Below are 19,764 nucleotides of genomic sequence, written 5' to 3'. Positions count from 1 at the left end.
ATGTTTTTAGTAAAAGTAGGTCAAATATATAGAAAATTGGAGAATTCGGATGATATTTCAGAATTAGTTGCTCCGGAGATTAATCCTGAAAATAGTAGAGAATTTGATCCAGAAATAAAATTAGAACATGATGAATGGTTCTATGTTGAAATTGATGATTCGCATATGTCTATGGTCAAAGAATATGAAGATAAATTTTTAAATACCGCGGGTCTAAATGATGTGAATGAAGCAGAGTTCTCAAAAATTGACTTGATTTTTCGTAAAGTTGAAAATGATGGTTTAGTTTTTCAAAAAATTACACAATCAAAGAGACTGGTTGATAAGTCAATCTTGAAATGGAGACGTAGAAAAGCTGAGAGAACAATTATTGAAAATGGTATAGAATTAAAATCTGAGAACGATGCCTATTTTGATGGAAATAATAAATTGTACTTTAGAAGTTTTAGGACGATTCATAGTCTATTCAAAGGTATTGATGATTATTACCGTATAGCTAGTCTTGCAGAAGTTGATGAATTAAAAAGAATTGATTTAGTTACTTTCTCAGATTTTGAAATTAAATCTAATAATTTGAAAATGGTGGCAATTCTAAAAGATGATGAAATTGACCTATCTGATACCTCAATAATTAGCACCTTATTAACATCATATGAACAATATCCAGAGCAGGATTTCAAGGTTTCAGAAGGAAAATTTATTATTGATACCAATAAACGATTGACAAGTTTCTTAAAATTGGCGTTAGGGAGATTATATACTAATCCAATTACAAGTCATCAGATGGAAGCCAGCTCTGCTAGGCGATTACGGAAGAAGGAAAACTGAAGTAACATTCTTTAAAAAATTATCTATAAAGAGGAGTATTAATGGTATCTGTAACACAACGTATCAAAGAAATTAACCAACCTCGAGGTGGTTATCTGCCCATCAAATTATTTTCAGTAGAACAGTTCGAAGATCACAGAGTTCTGCACTCTGTAGAGTCTGTATCTCCTAGTTTAGTGGGGATTTGTGTAGACTACTTGACCCGTCTCATGAAAGGGGCAGAAGCCCGTGATGCTTTCAGAATTTCTCTCATGGGAGCTCAGATTGTGGGCATGGGAGACCTAGCAGAAGCACTTCTCGATTTGGTGACAGGATTGGATGACTTATCGATAGAAAGTGCTTGTCGTTTGGTTTCTTTTGATGTCGTTTTTCGTGCAGGGAAACAGTATTATAAGCCTTTTGAGGAAATTATAGTAGATGCAGAAACGATAGAAAATATTTGTATCATGGTGGAGCGAAGCCTTTGTTTCTTCGATCTTTATGGTCCTTTGGTAAAAGATGGCTTTAACTTTCTTGGAGCTTATACAGATACGATTGACAAGGGTGATGGAGATTTTCTTACCAAGGATACACTGTGGGATTTTAAGGTGACTAAAACAGCTCCAAATAAAGACCATACGCTACAAGTCCTTGTCTACTATATCATGGGGCTACATTCCTATGACCCCGATTTCCTGTCTATCGAAAATCTTGGATTTTTTAACCCTCGAAAAAATATCGTTTATCAACTTCCAGTCTCTTCTATTCCTTTAGAATTGATTCAAACGGTAGAAAGAGAAGTGATTGGTTATTTCTAAACACTCACTTTTTGAAGAATATTTGTAAAACTTAGAAAGAAACATTATGGAAACAACACAAACGTCCCAGTCGCTCTACCAAGCCCTGTGGAACTCAGCGGATGTTCTCCGCTCCAAGATGGATGCCAACGACTACAAGTCCTATCTTTTGGGTATGGTCTTCTATAAGTATCTGTCAGACAAGATGCTCTTTTTCGTGGCGGAGACCATGGAAGAGGGGACAGATAGTCTTGAGGATGCTCTTGAGGTCTATCGCAACTACTACGAGGAAGCGGATACCCATGAGGATCTAGTCTCAGTCATGAACGATGAGCTCAACTATATTATCAAGCCAGACTTGACCTTTACAGCTCTGGTAGCCCGTGTCAATGAGGGGACTTTCCAACTGGAAGATCTGGCTCAAGGTTTTCGTGATATCGAGCAGAGTGACGACCTCTATGAAAATCTCTTTGAAGATATCGATCTCTACTCTAAAAAGCTAGGGGCAACTCCGCAAAAGCAAAACCAAACGGTGGCGGCAGTCATGAAAGAGTTAGCTGTGCTAGACGTGGCTGGTCATGCTGGCGATATGCTGGGGGATGCCTATGAGTATCTGATCGGTCAGTTTGCGACTGACTCGGGTAAGAAAGCTGGTGAGTTCTATACGCCTCAACCTGTTGCCAAGCTCATGACTCAGATTGCCTTTTTAGGTCGTGAAGATCAGGAAGGCTTTACCATCTATGATGCGACTATGGGGTCTGGCTCTCTCTTGCTCAATGCCAAGAAGTACTCTCATAAACCGCAGACGGTTGTCTACTTTGGTCAGGAGCTCAATACTTCGACCTATAACCTAGCTCGGATGAACATGATCCTACACGGTGTGCCAGTTGAGAATCAATTTCTACACAATGCCGATACCTTGGATGAAGACTGGCCGACTCAAGAGCCGACTAACTTCGACGGTGTTCTCATGAACCCACCATACTCTGCTAAGTGGTCTGCAAGCTCTGGATTCCTGAATGACCCTCGTTTCTCTCCTTTTGGAAAACTGGCGCCCCAGTCCAAGGCTGACTTTGCCTTCCTCTTGCATGGGTATTACCACCTTAAGCAGGATAATGGGGTTATGGCTATCGTCCTTCCCCACGGTGTTCTCTTCCGTGGAAATGCGGAGGGCACCATTCGTAAGGCCTTGCTAGAAGAAGGGGCCATTGATACGGTTATCGGCCTACCAGCTAATATCTTCTTTAATACCAGCATTCCGACTACGGTTATCATTCTCAAAAAGAACCGTACCAACCGTGATGTCTACTTTATCGATGCTTCTAAGGAGTTTGATAAAGGGAAAAATCAAAATATCATGACGGATGCCCATATCGAGAAGATTCTGGAAGCCTACAAGTCTCGTGAGGAGATTGATAAGTTTGCCCACCTAGCAAGCTATGAAGAAATTGTCGAAAATGACTACAACCTCAATATCCCTCGCTACGTGGATACCTTTGAGGAAGAAGAAGTAGAGCCACTGACAGACATCGTCAGCAAGATTAACGATACAAATAAAGCTATTGAAAGTCAAACAGCTTCTTTACTTGAAATGCTGAACCAACTCCACGGAACCACACCAGAAGCCGATGCTGAACTCAAAGAGTTTTTGAAAAACTTTAAGGGGTGATAGGGCTAATTGATTCGCTCATTTTATAAATACAACTTTGTTTCCGTATTTCCTGGGAACTAGTAGAAAGTTAGGAGAAATATGGAAAATAACAACCAACGTTCCCTTTGTCAGCAACTCTGGGCTAGAAACAAATACCTTGTTTTGAGTCATTCCAGCAATATTTACAAGGATATTCGCCAGTATCTCAAGCAAGAAGTGGTAGAGCTTAGTCAGGTTCAAGAGATGATTGACCGTGCCTGCCAGATTCCAGAACACAGGGGTCAGGTTTGCAATGCCTTTCAGCATATTTGGGGCTACTTTAAAAAGCAAGCCAGTCTTGACGAGCGCAAAGACTATATGCTCTTGCTGGATCGCTATCGCTTTGGTCAAGCTTCTAAGGAAGACTTGATTGCAAAGACCAGAGACTTGCTCGAGCGTTACCCAAATGCTTATCTGCAAGATTCTACCCTGCTGAAAGGAGACTCCCATGAGACTTTGGCATGAGGCTTTGATTTCACAACTTCCCCGCCCGCAGCTCTTGGGACAACATCGAGAGTGCTGCGCCCTGCGTGGCAATGGCTGGGGCAGAAAGCATGCGACGGTTGACTACGTCTTTACCCACTCGCCTTATCGTCTCTATGCCTATCATCGTTTGATCATGGAGGAGATGGCTGGCCGTGGCTACAATGTCAGTCCAGAGTGGCTGGATAAGAACTACCGAGGTAAGACCTGCCCTTCCCATGAAGACTTAGCAGAGGAGAAGCTGAACAGTCCTATCTATAGCGAGCATGACGATGCCTACTATAAGGAATGTCTAGCTAATCTGCGAGAGAAGGGAATTAACCTATAGTCTTTTCTAATAGCAAGCCATAGGTAGCTTTCAATTCAATATTTTTTTGCGAAGAATATAGTAACCTTGAAAGGCTATCAATCTTTATCTATCAAAGGATTTGGAGGAACTTCTTCAAATCTTTTTTTGTACTTTAAATTTTGATATAGTTTCAAACTATATCAAAGCCTAATTTTTTACAATTATACAGACAGTTTCTTTTCTGTTAAGATAGTTTCAACAACAATTTTTGGAGGACAAAACATGTCAACTACAATTATCGGTTTCCCTCGTTTGGGTGAATTCCGCGAATTAAAATTTACAACTGAAAAATACTTTAGAAAAGAAATCTCAGAAGAAGAACTCTTGGCTGCGGCTAAAGAATTGCGTGCAAAACACTGGAACATCGTCAAAGAAAAAGGCATCACTGAAATCCCATCAAATGACTTTTCTCACTATGACAACTTCCTAGATGCTGCTTTCCTTTTCAACGTAGTTCCTGCATCAGTACAAAACTTAGAATTATCTGATCTTGAACGTTACTTTGCTTTGGGACGTGGTTACCAAGGAGAAAAAGGGGATGTTCGTGCCCTTCCGATGAAAAAATGGTTCAACACTAACTACCACTACATCGTTCCTAAATTTGAAAAAGACACTCAAGTAAAATTGGCTGGTCACAAGATTTTCGATGAGTTCCAAGAAGCAAAAGAACTTGGTCTTAACACTCGTCCTGTCCTTGTAGGTCCATTCACTTTCCTTCAATTATCAGACTTTGAAGAAGACGTAAAAGCAGAAGATTTCGTCGATAGCTTAGTAGCTGCTTACCAAGACGTTTTTGCAAAATTGGCTGAACTTGGTGCAACTCGTATCCAACTCGACGAAGCTGCCCTTGTCAAAGACTTGACAGAAGAAGAAAAAGCTCTCTTCTTGAACATCTACAACAAGCTTTTGGCTGACAAAAAAGGTCTTGAAGTCTTGCTTCAAACTTACTTCGGTGACGTTCGTGACGTCTACGCTGACCTTGTCAAATTGCCAGTAGATGCGATCGGTCTTGACTTCGTTGAAGGTAAGAAAACTCTTGAACTCGTTAAAGGTGGCTTCCCAGCTGACAAGACTCTCTATGCAGGTATTGTCAATGGTAAGAACATCTGGCGCAACAACTACGAAAAGAGCTTGGCTGTTCTTGAGCAAATCCCAGCTGAAAACATCGTCTTGACAAGCTCATGTTCACTTCTTCATGTGCCATTTACAACTGCTAACGAAGAATTTGAACCAGCTATCTTGAACCACTTTGCTTTTGCAGTTGAAAAATTGGATGAGATCCGTGACTTGGATGCTATCCGCAATGGTCAAGGTGCAGAAGCTCTTGCGGCTAACAAAGAACTCTTTGCGACTGAACGTGTTGGTGAAAATGCGGAACTTCGTGCGCGTATCGCTGGATTGACAGACGCTGATTACACTCGTTTGCCAGCCTTTGCAGAACGTGAAGCTATCCAAGAAGATGCCTTCAAACTTCCAGCTCTTCCAACAACAACCATTGGTTCATTCCCTCAAACAAAGGAAGTTCGTGCGAAGCGTTTGGCCTTCCGTAAGGGTGAATTGTCACAAGAAGAATACGATGCCTTCCTTGCTGAAACCATCGATGAATGGATCAAATGGCAAGAAGAAGTTGGATTTGACGTGCTTGTACACGGTGAATTCGAGCGTAACGACATGGTTGAGTACTTCGGTCAAAACTTGTCAGGTTACCTCTTCTCTAAGAATGGTTGGGTACAATCATATGGTATGCGTGGGGTTAAACCACCAATCATTTGGGGGGATGTGACTCGTCTCAACCCAATCACTGTTAAATGGTCTAGCTACGCACAAAGCCGTACTGACAAACCTGTTAAAGGTATGTTGACTGGACCTGTTACCATCCTTAACTGGTCATTCCCACGTGAAGACATCTCTATCAAGGATTCTACTCTTCAAATCGCTCTTGCTATCAAGGATGAAGTTCTTGACCTTGAAGCTGCAGGTGTGAAAATCATCCAAATCGACGAGGCTGCTCTTCGTGAGAAATTGCCACTCCGTCGTAGCGACTGGTACGAAGACTACCTTGACTGGGCTATTCCAGCTTTCCGCTTGGTACACTCAACAGTAGCACCAGATACACAAATCCACACTCACATGTGTTACTCAGAATTTACAGATATCATCCCAGCTATCGACAACATGGATGCGGACGTTATCTCATTTGAAGCTAGCCGTTCAAACCTTGAAATCTTGGACGAACTCAAAGCTCAAAACTTCCAGACAGAAGTGGGTCCTGGAGTTTACGATATCCACTCTCCTCGTGTGCCTAACGAAGGCGAAATCGACCACACCATCGAAGCCATCCTTGCTAAAGTACCAAGCAAGAAAGTATGGATCAACCCTGACTGTGGTTTGAAAACACGTGGTATTCCAGAAACGAAAGAAAGCTTGATCCGCCTTGTAGACGCTGCGAAAGCTGCGCGTGAAAAATTGTAAGAAAAGACAATTCTCCCTACACGGTTGTTCAAAAAATCAACTAGAAAAGGTTCATACATATGTCACGTCAAACACCGTCCCTCTCATTTGAAGTTTTCCCTCCAAACCCAGAAGTAGGCAATGACAAAATTATTGCAGCCCTGAAAGACATGCAGGGCTTGGCACCACACTTCATCAGTGTGACTGCTAGTAATAATAAATTTAATATCAAAGAGACGACGGTTCGTTTGGCAGACTATATCCAAAATGACTTGGAGATCCCAACCATTGCTCACTTGCCAGCTATCTATTTGACTAAGGATAAGGTGGCTGAGACCATTGCGGATTTGGATAAAGTTGGTGTTCAGAAAATCTTGGCTCTTCGTGGGGATATCATTCCAGGTGTTGAGCCACAGAAGGATTTCCGTTACGCCACAGACTTGATTGAGTTTATCACTGAACAGGCGCCACACTTTGATATTATTGGAGCTTGTTACCCAGAAGGGCACCCGGATTCGCCAAACCAAATCTCAGATATCCAAAATCTCAAGAGAAAAGTGGATGCAGGCTGTTCAAGTCTTGTCACTCAGCTGTTCTTTGACAATGAGCGTTTCTACGATTTCCAAGACAAGTGTACCTTGGCAGGGATTGATGTTCCTATTCATGCAGGGATCATGCCAATCCTCAACCGTAACCAAGCGCTTCGTCTCTTGAAGACTTGTGAGAATATCCATCTCCCACGTAAGTTTAAGGCTATCTTGGACAAGTATGAGAATGACCCTGAGTCACTCAGAGCAGCAGGACTTGCCTATGCTGTAGACCAAATCGTGGACTTGGTAACGCAAGACGTAGCAGGGGTACATCTCTACACCATGAACAATGCAGACACTGCTCAGTACATTCACCAAGCAACCCATGCCTTGTTCAATCACCAACCTTAAAATAATTAAAAGCAAACCATTCTTCTTTTCATAGCAGAATGGTTCCTTTTTTATAGAAAAGACCGTACTTTTTAAGAAAAATATGATAAAATAGACTCTGTACGTACTTGATACAAAGATGAGGGTATTTAGGTTGTAAAGGTTGCAAAAAATAAACTCAAAAAGTCCAAAATATCTTGAGTAATTGAACCCGGCCGAAAAGCTGTGTAAAAAAGATAAACTTCCTTGCACTCATCGAGTGCGACGTCACCTTCCTATTTTTCTACAGAAATGTTCGGCAAGCCGAACCGTCCAAAATATCTTGATCTTTGTAGGCAAGGCGTATAATTTTATCAATCCAAAGGGGATTAAAATGACAAAACATGTGTTTCAAACGACTTTCGCGGGTCGTGAGTTGATCGTAGAGACTGGTCAGGTTGCTAAGCAAGCAAATGGCTCTGTTGTCGTGCGTTACGGTGAGTCAACTGTCTTGACTGCTGCCGTTATGTCTAAGAAGATGGCAACTGGGGATTTCTTCCCACTTCAAGTTAACTACGAAGAAAAAATGTATGCGGCTGGGAAATTTCCTGGTGGCTTTATGAAACGTGAAGGACGTCCTTCAACAGATGCGACTTTGACAGCGCGTTTGATTGACCGTCCAATCCGTCCAATGTTTGCGGAAGGTTTCCGTAATGAAGTGCAAGTCATCAACACAGTCCTTTCTTACGATGAAAATGCATCTGCACCAATGGCAGCTATGTTTGGTTCATCATTGGCCTTGTCTATTTCAGATATTCCATTTGACGGACCTATCGCTGGGGTACAAGTAGGCTATGTGGATGGCCAGATCGTCATCAACCCAACGCAAGAACAAGCAGAGCAATCGCTTCTTGAATTGACAGTAGCTGGTACTAAGCACGCTATTAACATGGTAGAGTCTGGTGCCAAAGAATTGTCAGAAGAAATCATGTTGGAAGCTCTTCTCAAAGGACACGAAGCTGTTAAAGAATTGATTGCCTTCCAAGAAGAAATCGTTGCAGCAGTTGGTAAGGAAAAAGCAGAAGTTGAATTGCTTCATGTAGACGCTGAATTGCAAGCTGAAATCATTGCAGCCTACAACAGCGATCTTCAAAAAGCTGTTCAAGTTGAAGAAAAATTGGCGCGTGAAGCTGCAACTCAAGCAGTGAAAGACCAAGTTACAGCAGTTTACGAAGAAAAATATGCAGACCACGAAGAATTTGACCGTATTATGCGTGATGTGGCTGAAATCTTGGAACAAATGGAACACGCAGAAGTACGCCGTTTGATCACAGAAGACAAGGTTCGTCCTGACGGCCGTAAGGTTGATGAAATCCGTCCTTTGGATGCGGTTGTTGACTTCCTTCCTCGCGTTCATGGTTCAGGTCTCTTTACGCGTGGGCAAACTCAAGCTCTTTCTGTCTTGACTTTGGCGCCAATGGGTGAAACGCAAATCATCGATGGTTTGGATCCAGAGTACAAGAAACGCTTTATGCACCACTATAACTTCCCACAATACTCTGTTGGGGAAACTGGACGTTACGGTGCACCTGGTCGTCGTGAAATTGGTCACGGTGCTCTCGGTGAGCGTGCACTTGCTCAAGTATTGCCAAGCTTAGAAGAATTCCCATACGCTATCCGTCTAGTAGCAGAAGTTTTGGAATCAAACGGTTCTTCATCTCAAGCATCTATCTGTGCGGGAACACTTGCCCTTATGGCTGGTGGTGTTCCAATCAAGGCTCCAGTAGCAGGTATTGCCATGGGTCTCATCTCAGATGGAAACAACTACACCGTATTGACAGATATCCAAGGTCTGGAAGACCACTTTGGAGATATGGACTTCAAGGTTGCAGGTACGCGTGACGGGATTACAGCCCTTCAAATGGATATCAAGATCCAAGGGATCACTGCAGAAATCTTGACGGAGGCTCTTGCCCAAGCCAAGAAAGCTCGTTTTGAAATCCTTGACGTGATTGAAGCAACGATTCCAGAAGTTCGTCCAGAATTGGCTCCAACTGCTCCGAAAATTGATACTATCAAGATTGATGTGGACAAGATCAAGATTGTTATCGGTAAAGGTGGAGAAACCATTGATAAGATCATCGCTGAAACAGGCGTTAAGATTGATATCGACGAAGAAGGAAATGTGTCTATCTACTCTAGCGACCAAGATGCCATCAACCGTGCTAAAGAAATCATTGCTGGTTTGGTTCGTGAAGCAAAAGTGGACGAAGTCTACCATGCCAAAGTTGTGCGTATTGAGAAATTCGGTGCCTTTGTCAACCTCTTTGACAAGACGGATGCCCTCGTTCACATCTCTGAAATGGCTTGGACACGTACCAATAATGTAGAAGATTTAGTTCAAATTGGTGATTTTGTCGATGTTAAGATTATCAAGATTGACGAAAAAGGTCGTGTAGATGCTTCTATGAAGGCACTCTTGCCACGTCCACCAAAACCTGAACGTTCAGAAGAAAAAGGGGATAAAGGTCATCGTCATGGCGATCGTCCTCGTCACCACCACAAGGACCACAAACCTAAGAAAGAAACTACAGAAACACCAAAAGACTCAGAATAAGAAAGGAGAAATGTATGGGATGGTGGCGTGAAACCATTGATATCGTAAAAGAAAATGATCCAGCGGCTCGCACCACTTTGGAGGTTCTTTTGACCTATCCTGGTGTCAAAGCCTTGGCTGCCCACCGTCTCTCTCATTTTCTCTGGAAGAATGGCTTTAAGCTTTTAGCTCGTATGCACAGCCAGTTTTGGCGTTTTTGGACTCAGATTGAGATCCACCCAGGAGCTCAGATCGACTCTGGTGTCTTTATCGACCACGGGGCAGGACTTGTGATTGGGGAGACGGCGATTGTTGAGAAGGGTGTCCTTCTCTACCACGGTGTCACTCTCGGTGGGACTGGTAAGGATGTTGGCAAACGTCATCCGACCGTGCGTAAGGGAGCTCTCATATCTGCACATGCCCAAGTTATCGGGCCTGTAGAAATCGGTGAAAATGCCAAAGTCGGTGCTGCAGCAGTTGTTGTAGCAGATGTTCCTAGCGACGTGACGGTTGTCGGTATTCCTGCCAAGATTGTTCGTGTTCACGGGCAAAAGGATGAACCAACCATTCACGAAGTCGAAGAAAAACGTGAATACTACGTCAATAAACTTGAGCATGCTAGAGAAGCCAGTCACAGGTCGTCTGGTTTGTAAGGAGAAGTGACTCTTTAATTAGGAGGTTAGGTCGATGCTATTAGAAGAATTTGAAAATGTACCTGCTGTTATCGAGCCAACTGATCGAAGCCTCCTTAGTGGTGGAGAAGTTTGTGATACCATTATCTTGTCTTTTAATGGAGAAATCCTTGAACGAGTAAAGCAGATAGAAGGTGTCTACGAAGGTGGCTATCTTACCAATCTAAATGGCAAACTGCCATGGTATATCTATGAAAAAGATGGGAGTAAGGTAGCAGTTTCTATGGCTACTATTGGAGCTCCAATGGTTGTTGGACTCTTAGAAGAACTAAAAGCAAGAGGATTTAAGAATTTTATTGTTTTGGGATCTTGCGGAGTTCTAGACCAGTCTATTCAAGCAGATAAGATTATCCTACCAAGTTCGGCTTTACGTGATGAAGGTACTAGTTATCACTATGCTCCAGCAAGTGATGAAATAGCCTATGAGCGATCTCTACTCTTAACTATGGAAAACGCCTTGGATAAAGCTGGTGTTGAGCATATTCGAACAAAGTCTTGGACCACAGATGCCTTTTATCGTGAGACAGCTGCTAAGGTCAAACGAAGACTTGAAGCAGGAGCTAGAGTTGTAGATATGGAAGCTTCGGCTATCATGGCCTGGGCCCAATATCGACAAGCCAAGGTCTATCAATTTTTCTATACAGCTGACTATGTCGACCATCACAATCATGAGTGGGATGCCAGACGCGAAGAAAGAAAAGCAGATGCTATGACTTTCTTTGAGATAGCCTTAGTAATTGCCAGAGAGCTGGATTGAAACTACTCTTTACGATAAACAAGAAACAGAAAGGAGTCAGTGAGTGATTAAAATCTATGACACCATGTCTCGTGATTTGCGAGAATTTGTCCCAATCGAGGACGGCAAGGTTAAGATGTATGTCTGTGGGCCAACAGTTTATAACTATATCCACGTGGGGAATGCCCGTTCAACAGTGGCTTTTGATACTATTCGTCGCTACTTTGAATACCGTGGCTATGAAGTTGCCTACATTTCCAACTTCACAGATGTGGATGATAAGATTATTAACCGTGCTAAGGAAGAAGGTATCACACCTCAAGAAGTAGCGGATAAGTACATCGCTGCCTTCCGTGAAGACGTGACGGCTCTTGGAGTGAAGCCTGCAACTCGCCATCCACGTGTTGTAGAGTTTATGGCTGATATCATCCGCTTTGTAGAAGACTTGATTGAAAAGGGCTATGCCTATGAGAGCCAAGGTGATGTCTATTTCCGTGTAGAAAAATCTCACAATTATGCTAAATTAGCCAATAAAACCCTAGAAGATTTGGAATTAGGTGCTTCAGGTCGCACAGATGAGGAAACGGCTCGCAAGGAAAATCCTGTAGACTTTGCCCTTTGGAAAGCTGCTAAACCAGGTGAGATTTCTTGGGATAGCCCTTGGGGACCAGGTCGTCCAGGCTGGCACATCGAGTGTTCAGTCATGTCGACTGAGATTTTAGGAGACACCATCGATATTCACGGTGGTGGAGCGGATCTTGAGTTTCCGCACCACACCAACGAAATTGCCCAGTCAGAAGCTAAGACAGGCAAGACCTTTGCCAACTACTGGATGCACAATGGTTTTGTCAATATCGACAATGTCAAGATGTCTAAGTCTTTGGGGAACTTCATTACAGTACACGATGCCCTCAAAACGATCGATGGTCAAGTGCTTCGTTTCTTCTTTGCGACTCAGCACTACCGTAAGCCTATCAATTTTACGGAAAAAGCAGTGCGCGATGCCGAGACTAATCTCAAGTATCTAAAGAACACCTATGAACAACCATTTACTGGAACTGTAGATGCGGGGGAGTTGCAAGCTTTTAAAGATAAGTTTGTAGCCGCTATGGATGAGGATTTCAACTCTGCTAATGGGATCACAGTTGTCTTTGAAATGGCCAAATGGATCAACTCAGGCAACTATGATGCAAGTGTTAAGGAAACTCTTGCAGCCATGTTGGAAGTCTTTGGAGTTGTCTTTGTTGAGGAAGTTTTGGATGAAGAGATTGAAGCTTTGATTCAAAAACGCCAAGAAGCGCGTGCCATTCGTGACTTTGCGACAGCAGACCAAATCCGTGACCAACTTGCCGCTCAAGGGATTAAGCTACTGGATACCAAGGATGGAGTGAGGTGGACTCGTGATTGATGTCAATCTCATTAACGGGATTGCGCTAGCCTTTGAAGGTGATGCGGTTTATTCGATGTATATCCGTCGCCATCTCATCCTCAAAGGCATGACCAAACCCAATAAACTCCACCAAGAGGCAACCAAGTATGTGTCGGCCAGGGCTCAGGCTCGCTTGATTTCCCTCATGCTGGAGGAGCAAGTCCTAACGGAAAAAGAAGAAGAAATCTATAAACGTGGTCGCAATACCAATAGTCACACCAAGGCAAAAAATGCAGATGTGGTGACCTATCGCATGTCTACAGGCTTTGAAGCGGTCATGGGCTATCTTCATATGACTGAAAATGTGGAACGCCTCGAAACCTTGATTTCTTGGTGTATCCAAAAAGTGGAGGGCTAGGAATGATTGCAAAAGAATTACTAGATTGGTTTCCACAAGCTCAAATCGTAGACCAACCAGTCGATAAGGAAGGCTATCTGACGCTTCCAGTATCCGCAAATCAGTGGGTTTTACTGGAAGAAGCTGGACTAAGTGAACGTGAGAAGCAGTTGGTAGCTCTCTTAACCCAGCAGGAACAAACCATCTCTCTCAACCCCTGGTATAGCTATTTGATAGAGGGCAAGGGGCAAGCACCGCAAAGTTTTAAAAAGCTACAAGTTGTCTATTGTCACCTTTCCTATTACCAACAGGAAAATCTGACCTCTTGGCTGGATATGATGAGAACCCTCTTTCCTAATTGCGAGACAGTGCTTCAGGTGGGAGCTCAGGATTACCTATTTGTTCTCCAACAGGACAAGTATACCTCGGTTCGCTCAATCTTGACAGATACCTTGGAAGCTGTAGAATACGACTTTGGGGTGCGTCTGTCTATTATGCTTGGTCAGGTCTGGTCGCAAACAGGAAATCAGAGTTTGACAGATCTCATCAAAGCAGAACGTGACTTGTTCAAAAACTGGTGGCGACAAGGACACCAAGGATTCCATACGTTTTCTCAGCTCTACCTTTGGAGTATGGGTGAAAAAATGGTGGATCTTGGTTTGATCAAAGATTATCTACACCAGATGATTTTGGATCAGGATCAGATTCAGGAAATCATTCTCTCATTATGGGAAAACAGTGCAGTCCTTACGAAGACAGCTCAGCAACTCTATCTACACCGCAATTCTCTCCAATACAAGATTGATAAGTGGGAAGAATTGACAGGGCTACAGTTAAAAGAATTGACTGATTTGACCTTGTGTTATCAGTTGATTTTACCAGATATTATTTAAAGTTTTGTGCAAGTTGCACAGAACTTTTTTATTTTTTTGGTCACCTTGCCATAGAAATGTAAAGCGTTTTCATTTATAATAAAACTATCAAAAATAAAAGGAGTTCACCGAAATGGTAGAATTAAATCTTAAAAATATTTACAAAAAATATCCAAACAGCGAACACTACTCAGTTGAAGACTTCAACTTGGACATCAAAGACAAAGAATTTATCGTTTTCGTAGGACCTTCAGGATGTGGGAAATCAACTACTCTCCGTATGATTGCAGGTCTTGAAGATATCACAGAAGGTACTGCATCTATCGATGGCGTTGTTGTCAATGACGTAGCTCCAAAAGACCGTGACATCGCTATGGTATTCCAAAACTACGCTCTTTACCCACACATGACTGTATACGATAACATGGCTTTCGGTTTGAAATTGCGTAAATACAGCAAAGAAGACATCGACAAACGTGTACAAGAAGCAGCAGAAATTCTTGGTTTGAAAGAATTCTTGGATCGTAAACCAGCTGACCTTTCAGGTGGTCAACGTCAACGTGTTGCCATGGGTCGTGCGATCGTCCGTGATGCTAAGGTATTCTTGATGGACGAACCTTTGTCAAACTTGGATGCAAAACTTCGTGTATCTATGCGTGCTGAAATCGCTAAAATCCACCGTCGTATCGGAGCTACAACTATCTACGTAACTCACGACCAAACAGAAGCGATGACACTTGCAGACCGTATCGTTATCATGTCAGCTACTAAAAACCCTGCTGGTACTGGTACTATCGGACGTGTTGAACAAATCGGTACTCCTCAAGAAGTTTACAAAAACCCAGTTAACAAATTCGTAGCAGGATTCATCGGAAGCCCAGCTATGAACTTCATCAACGTAAAATTGATCGGTGACCACATCGTTGGTGACGCCTTTAACTTGAAAGTTCCAGAAGGTGCTTTGAAAGTTCTTCGTGAAAAAGGTTACGAAGGTAAAGAACTGATTTTCGGTATCCGTCCAGAAGACGTGAATGCAGAACCTGCTTTCCTTGAAACATTCCCAGAATCAGTTGTGAAAGCAACTATCTCTGTATCAGAATTGCTCGGTTCAGAATCTCACCTATACTGCCAAGTTGGTAAAGATGAATTCGTTGCTAAAGTTGATGCACGTGACTACTTGCAAGCTGGTGCAACAGTTGAACTTGGATTTGACTTGAACAAAGCTCACTTCTTCGACGTAGAAACTGAAAGAACAGTTTACTAAGATAGATTTGAATCAACCAACACTACTAGAATTTCTCTAGTAGTGTTTTTTTAGAGTTCAGCAAAGTCTTAGGGAATAGGCTTTTCTAGTTTTCATATTGACCAAAAAGTGTTAAAATGGTAGGAAGAACTGGAGAGTATGCATGCCAAAAGAAGTAATTTATTCAGGCGATGAAGTCGTCGCTTTAACGCAAAAATATTTATCGAAAGAAGATGTGGCTTTTGTACACAAGGCCTTGGTTTACGCTGTAGAATGTCATAGTGGGCAGTATCGTAAATCAGGCGAGCCTTACATTATCCACCCTATTCAGGTAGCAGGTATTTTAGCCAAGCTCAAGCTAGACGCTGTCACTGTTGCTTGTGGTTTTTTGCATGACGTAGTAGAAGACACAGATGCTACTTTGGACGATTTAGAACGCGAGTTTGGTCATGATGTTAGAGTGATTGTAGACGGTGTTACCAAACTTGGTAAGGTTGAGTACAAATCTTTCGAGGAGCAATTGGCCGAGAACCACCGCAAGATGCTCATGGCCATGTCAGAGGATATCCGCGTTATCTTGGTAAAACTCTCTGACCGCCTGCACAATATGCGCACTCTCAAGCATCTTCGTAAGGACAAGCAAGAGCGTATTTCTAGAGAAACAATGGAAATCTATGCACCACTTGCTCATCGTTTGGGGATTTCAAGTGTGAAGTGGGAACTGGAAGATCTCTCCTTCCGCTATCTCAATCCAACTGAATTTTACAAGATTAGTCACATGATGAAGGAAAAACGTCAAGAACGTGAAGCCTTGGTCGATGAAGTTGTGACAAAACTTGAGGAATATTCGTCTGAGCGCCACCTTACAGGAAAAATCTATGGCCGTCCAAAGCATATCTACTCTATCTATCGCAAGATGCAGGACAAGAAAAAACGATTTGAAGAAATCTATGACCTGATTGCCATTCGTTGTATCTTAGATACTCAGAGTGATGTTTACGCCATGTTGGGTTACGTTCATGAACTATGGAAACCAATGCCAGGCCGTTTCAAGGATTATATTGCCAATCGTAAGGCCAATGGTTACCAGTCTATCCATACGACTGTTTATGGACCAAAAGGGCCGATTGAGTTCCAGATTCGTACCAAGGAAATGCACGAGGTTGCTGAGTACGGGGTTGCGGCTCACTGGGCCTACAAAAAAGGAATCAAGGGTCAAGTTAATAGCAAGGAATCTGCTATTGGAATGAACTGGATCAAGGAGATGATGGAACTCCAAGACCAGGCGGATGATGCCAAGGAATTTGTAGATACTGTCAAAGAAAACTATCTGGCTGAGGAGATTTACGTCTTTACTCCAGATGGAGCGGTTCGTTCTCTGCCAAAGGATTCTGGACCGATTGACTTTGCCTATGAGATTCATACCAAGATCGGGGAAAAAGCAACTGGTGCCAAGGTTAATGGACGTATGGTTCCTTTGACTACCAAGCTGAAAACGGGTGACCAGGTTGAAATCATCACCAATCCAAATTCATTTGGACCAAGTCGTGACTGGCTCAATATGGTTAAGACCAGCAAGGCCCGTAACAAAATTCGTCAGTTCTTTAAAAACCAAGATAAAGAATTGTCCATCAATAAAGGCCGTGAAATGCTGATTAGTCAGCTTCAAGAAAACGGCTATGTGGCCAATAAATTTATGGACAAGCGTCACATGGATGAAGTCCTTCAAAAAACCAGCTACAAGACTGAGGAAGCTCTCTTTGCTGCGATTGGTTTTGGAGAAATCGGAGCCATTACCGTCTTTAACCGTTTGACGGAGAAGGAACGTCGTGAAGAAGAACGTGCCAAAGCCAAGGCAGAAGCAGAAGAACTGGTCAAGGGTGGCGAAGTCAAGGTTGAAAACAAGGAAACTCTAAAGGTTAAGCATGAAGGTGGCGTTGTCATCGAGGGTGCCTCTGGTCTCTTGGTACGGATTGCCAAATGTTGTAATCCTGTTCCAGGTGATGATATCGTTGGCTATATTACCAAAGGTCGTGGTGTTGCCATCCATCGTGTGGACTGTATGAACCTTCGTTCACAGGAAAACTACGAGCAACGTCTACTCGATGTTGAGTGGGAAGACCAATTCTCAACCAAGGAATATATGGCTCATATCGACATCTATGGACTCAACCGTTCTGGTCTTTTGAATGATATCTTGCAAGTCCTATCCAATACAACTAAGAATATCTCAACAGTTAACGCCCAGCCAACCAAGGATATGAAATTTGCTAATATCCATGTATCCTTTGGAATTTCAAATCTTTCAACGTTAACTACTGTAGTTGATAAGATCAAGAGTGTACCAGAAGTCTATTCAGTCAAACGGACCAATGGTTAAGTTGGCTCGATAGATCTAGAAAGGATTTCTATGAGAATCATCGTTCAGCGAGTCAAGCAAGCTCAGGTTTCTATTGAAGGGCAGATTTATGGTCAAATCAAACAAGGACTCTTGCTCTTAGTGGGTGTTGGACCTGAGGATCAGAAAGAGGATTTGGAGTATGCAGTCAGAAAACTGGTCAATATGCGGATCTTTTCAGATGACGAAGGCAAGATGAACCTATCTGTTAAGGATATCCAAGGAGAAATCCTCTCCATCTCTCAATTCACTCTGTTTGCCGATACCAAAAAAGGCAATCGTCCAGCCTTTACAGGCGCCGCTAAACCAGATATGGCTGAGGCATTCTATCAAGATTTTAACCAGGAACTGGCCAAAGAGGTTCCCGTTGAAACAGGTGTCTTCGGAGCAGATATGCAGGTAGAACTGGTCAATGATGGGCCGGTAACCATTATCCTTGATACAAAAAATAGATAAGAAAAACCAAGCTTGTTAGCTTGGTTTTTTTGTGACGGATTTAGTTCATCTTTTCAACATAGAGCTGTTTGGCGATTTCTAGACTTACTAAGAGTTCTTCATTGTTGTGAATTAAAGTAAAGGTATTAGAGAAATCATCAAACTGTTGAACTTGGAGTTTGTCTCCGATATTGATAGCATGTTTTTCCAGATATTTTAGGAGATCAAAACTATCGTGAACACGAGTCAGGAGATAGGTTCCAGCTTCTTTGGTTTCTGATAATGGTAGGTTGTTGATTTCAACCAAAAGCTCTCCTTTAGCAGGAATGGTACCACCGTGAGGGCAAGTTTTTGGGAAACCTAGCATACTTTCTAATCTCTCTACAAAAAAGTCTGAAACGGTATGCTCTAATACTTCAGCTTCCTCATGAATTTGGTCACTGGTATAGTCTAGATGGTGAACCAGAAAGACCTCAATCAGACGATGTTTACGATAAAGTTCTGATACAAGTGTTAGACCAATATTGGTTAGCAAGTATCCTTTTTTCTTATCTTTTAAGATGAGATTTTCAGACTGCATGCGCTTAATCATTTCAGTTACAGCTGGAGGAGATACCTGCATCCGAGCAGCAATTTCCTTATTTGTAATCTTAGGAACATCCATGCCAATCTCATAAATACATTTTAAGTAGTCTTCTTTATTTGGTGTCATTCGCATTTCCTTGTTTATTATCTCCATCTAGTATACCAAAAAAGAGGCTGGGACAAAAGTCCTAGCCTCTCAATTGTCTTTGGATTGTCGAGCAAGACGCAGTGGTTGAGTGGACTCTACTACGCTGATTTCATCAGCTTTTATAGCCCTACTCAACTGTGCGGAGGTGGGACGACGAAATCGAATTCTAACGAATTACCGATTTCTGTCCCACTCTCTATTGCTACAAGAGCTGGACTTAGTTGAGTTCTTTTGCAGCAGCAATAGCAGCTTCAAAGTCTGGCTCGCTGTTGATATTGTCTACGTATTCGACGTAGCGGATGGTATTATCAGCATCGAGAACAAAAACGGCTCGAGCAAGCAGATGCCATTCATTGATTAAGAGGGCATAATCGCGTCCAAAGGAGTGGTCGAAGTAGTCTGAAAGCATGATGGCATTCTCAATTCCCTCTGCGCCACACCAGCGTTTTTGTGCAAATGGAAGGTCCATAGATACCGTTAGGACAACAGTGTTGTCTAAGCTAGCCAATTCTTGGTTAAAGCGACGAGTCTGAAGCGAGCAGATGCCTGTATCGATAGAAGGGATGACACTCAAGATCTTTTTCTTGCCTTCAAAGTCAGCCAGTTTTTTTTTAGAGAGGTCAGTCGTTGTGAGAGAGAAATCAAGTGCTTCGTCTCCGACTTGTAGTTGTTTTCCTGTAAACGTAACAGGGTTTCCAAGGAATGTAGTCATAAGCTACTCCAATCTTTTTTCTTTCATTTTACATTAAATGTTCAGACTCTTCCAATAATTTGACCGAAATTTAAATAGACAAAAAACGCCAATTCATGGTGACTG

18 protein-coding genes are annotated in these 19,764 nt (G+C 42.5%); 16 read left to right on the top strand and 2 right to left on the bottom strand.

Going from position 1 to position 19,764, the window contains the following annotated elements; translation table 11 throughout:
* From QM810_RS03705 to dtd, 16 genes are all read left to right on the top strand, one after another.
* Window positions 1–828: a hypothetical protein gene (locus QM810_RS03705; RefSeq protein WP_414253900.1), complete on the top strand. Its 828-nt coding sequence runs from the start codon at window positions 1–3 to the stop codon at window positions 826–828.
* Window positions 829–869: 41 nt separating this feature from the next.
* On the top strand, window positions 870–1,625 hold the full coding sequence (locus QM810_RS03700; protein ID WP_414253899.1) for a hypothetical protein: 756 nt from the start codon (window positions 870–872) through the stop codon (window positions 1,623–1,625).
* 46 nt (window positions 1,626–1,671) lie between these two features.
* On the top strand, window positions 1,672–3,273 hold the full coding sequence (locus QM810_RS03695) for a type I restriction-modification system subunit M (protein ID WP_414253898.1): 1,602 nt from the start codon (window positions 1,672–1,674) through the stop codon (window positions 3,271–3,273).
* A gap of 81 nt (window positions 3,274–3,354) precedes the next feature.
* The gene (locus QM810_RS03690) at window positions 3,355–3,759 is read left to right on the top strand and encodes a YbgA family protein (RefSeq protein ID WP_414253897.1); all 405 of its coding nucleotides are present in this window, start codon (window positions 3,355–3,357) and stop codon (window positions 3,757–3,759) included.
* Window positions 3,743–4,105 (top strand): TIGR02328 family protein, encoded by a 363-nt coding sequence (locus tag QM810_RS03685; RefSeq protein ID WP_414253896.1) that lies wholly within the window; start codon window positions 3,743–3,745, stop codon window positions 4,103–4,105. The genes QM810_RS03690 and QM810_RS03685 overlap by 17 nt, the downstream gene beginning before the upstream one ends.
* A gap of 243 nt (window positions 4,106–4,348) precedes the next feature.
* Window positions 4,349–6,598: a 5-methyltetrahydropteroyltriglutamate--homocysteine S-methyltransferase gene (metE, locus tag QM810_RS03680; RefSeq protein ID WP_414253895.1), complete on the top strand. Its 2,250-nt coding sequence runs from the start codon at window positions 4,349–4,351 to the stop codon at window positions 6,596–6,598.
* A 59-nt stretch (window positions 6,599–6,657) separates the two neighbouring features.
* Entirely contained in the window at window positions 6,658–7,518 is an 861-nt protein-coding gene (gene metF / locus QM810_RS03675) for a methylenetetrahydrofolate reductase [NAD(P)H] (protein ID WP_247912957.1), read from the top strand.
* Window positions 7,519–7,870: 352 nt separating this feature from the next.
* Window positions 7,871–10,093, top strand: a complete 2,223-nt coding sequence (gene pnp, locus QM810_RS03670; RefSeq protein ID WP_414253894.1) for a polyribonucleotide nucleotidyltransferase — start codon at window positions 7,871–7,873, stop codon at window positions 10,091–10,093.
* A 14-nt stretch (window positions 10,094–10,107) separates the two neighbouring features.
* Window positions 10,108–10,725 (top strand): serine O-acetyltransferase, encoded by a 618-nt coding sequence (cysE, locus tag QM810_RS03665; RefSeq protein ID WP_178894717.1) that lies wholly within the window; start codon window positions 10,108–10,110, stop codon window positions 10,723–10,725.
* 34 nt (window positions 10,726–10,759) lie between these two features.
* A complete protein-coding gene (locus tag QM810_RS03660; protein ID WP_178894718.1) occupies window positions 10,760–11,521 on the top strand; it encodes a nucleoside phosphorylase in 762 nt (253 codons plus the stop codon).
* Between the two features lie 43 nt (window positions 11,522–11,564).
* Window positions 11,565–12,908 carry a cysteine--tRNA ligase gene (cysS, locus tag QM810_RS03655; protein WP_414253893.1) on the top strand — a complete coding sequence of 448 codons (1,344 nt, stop codon included), beginning with the start codon at window positions 11,565–11,567 and terminating at the stop codon, window positions 12,906–12,908.
* Entirely contained in the window at window positions 12,901–13,287 is a 387-nt protein-coding gene (locus QM810_RS03650; protein ID WP_414253892.1) for a Mini-ribonuclease 3, read from the top strand. Before cysS ends, QM810_RS03650 begins: the two co-directional genes overlap by 8 nt.
* Before the next feature lie 2 nt (window positions 13,288–13,289).
* Window positions 13,290–14,159 (top strand): helix-turn-helix domain-containing protein, encoded by an 870-nt coding sequence (locus QM810_RS03645; protein ID WP_414253891.1) that lies wholly within the window; start codon window positions 13,290–13,292, stop codon window positions 14,157–14,159.
* A gap of 112 nt (window positions 14,160–14,271) precedes the next feature.
* Entirely contained in the window at window positions 14,272–15,402 is a 1,131-nt protein-coding gene (locus QM810_RS03640) for an ABC transporter ATP-binding protein (protein ID WP_414253890.1), read from the top strand.
* A 142-nt stretch (window positions 15,403–15,544) separates the two neighbouring features.
* Window positions 15,545–17,761 (top strand): RelA/SpoT family protein, encoded by a 2,217-nt coding sequence (locus QM810_RS03635; RefSeq protein ID WP_178894723.1) that lies wholly within the window; start codon window positions 15,545–15,547, stop codon window positions 17,759–17,761.
* A gap of 30 nt (window positions 17,762–17,791) precedes the next feature.
* Window positions 17,792–18,235, top strand: a complete 444-nt coding sequence (gene dtd, locus QM810_RS03630) for a D-aminoacyl-tRNA deacylase (RefSeq protein WP_414253889.1) — start codon at window positions 17,792–17,794, stop codon at window positions 18,233–18,235.
* A 40-nt stretch (window positions 18,236–18,275) separates the two neighbouring features.
* On the opposite strand, the gene QM810_RS03625 is transcribed toward dtd, so the two are convergent.
* Together QM810_RS03625 and tpx are read right to left on the bottom strand one after the other, a co-directional pair.
* Window positions 18,276–18,926 carry a metal-dependent transcriptional regulator gene (locus tag QM810_RS03625; protein WP_070677619.1) on the bottom strand — a complete coding sequence of 217 codons (651 nt, stop codon included), beginning with the start codon at window positions 18,924–18,926 and terminating at the stop codon, window positions 18,276–18,278.
* 238 nt (window positions 18,927–19,164) lie between these two features.
* Window positions 19,165–19,659 carry a thiol peroxidase gene (gene tpx / locus QM810_RS03620; protein ID WP_414253888.1) on the bottom strand — a complete coding sequence of 165 codons (495 nt, stop codon included), beginning with the start codon at window positions 19,657–19,659 and terminating at the stop codon, window positions 19,165–19,167.
* Window positions 19,660–19,764: the final 105 nt, after the last annotated feature.

Source organism: Streptococcus infantis, from assembly GCF_047464155.1.
GTDB classification, from domain to species: Bacteria; Bacillota; Bacilli; order Lactobacillales; family Streptococcaceae; genus Streptococcus; species Streptococcus infantis_U.
This window is presented reverse-complemented; position numbering and strand designations above follow the sequence as displayed.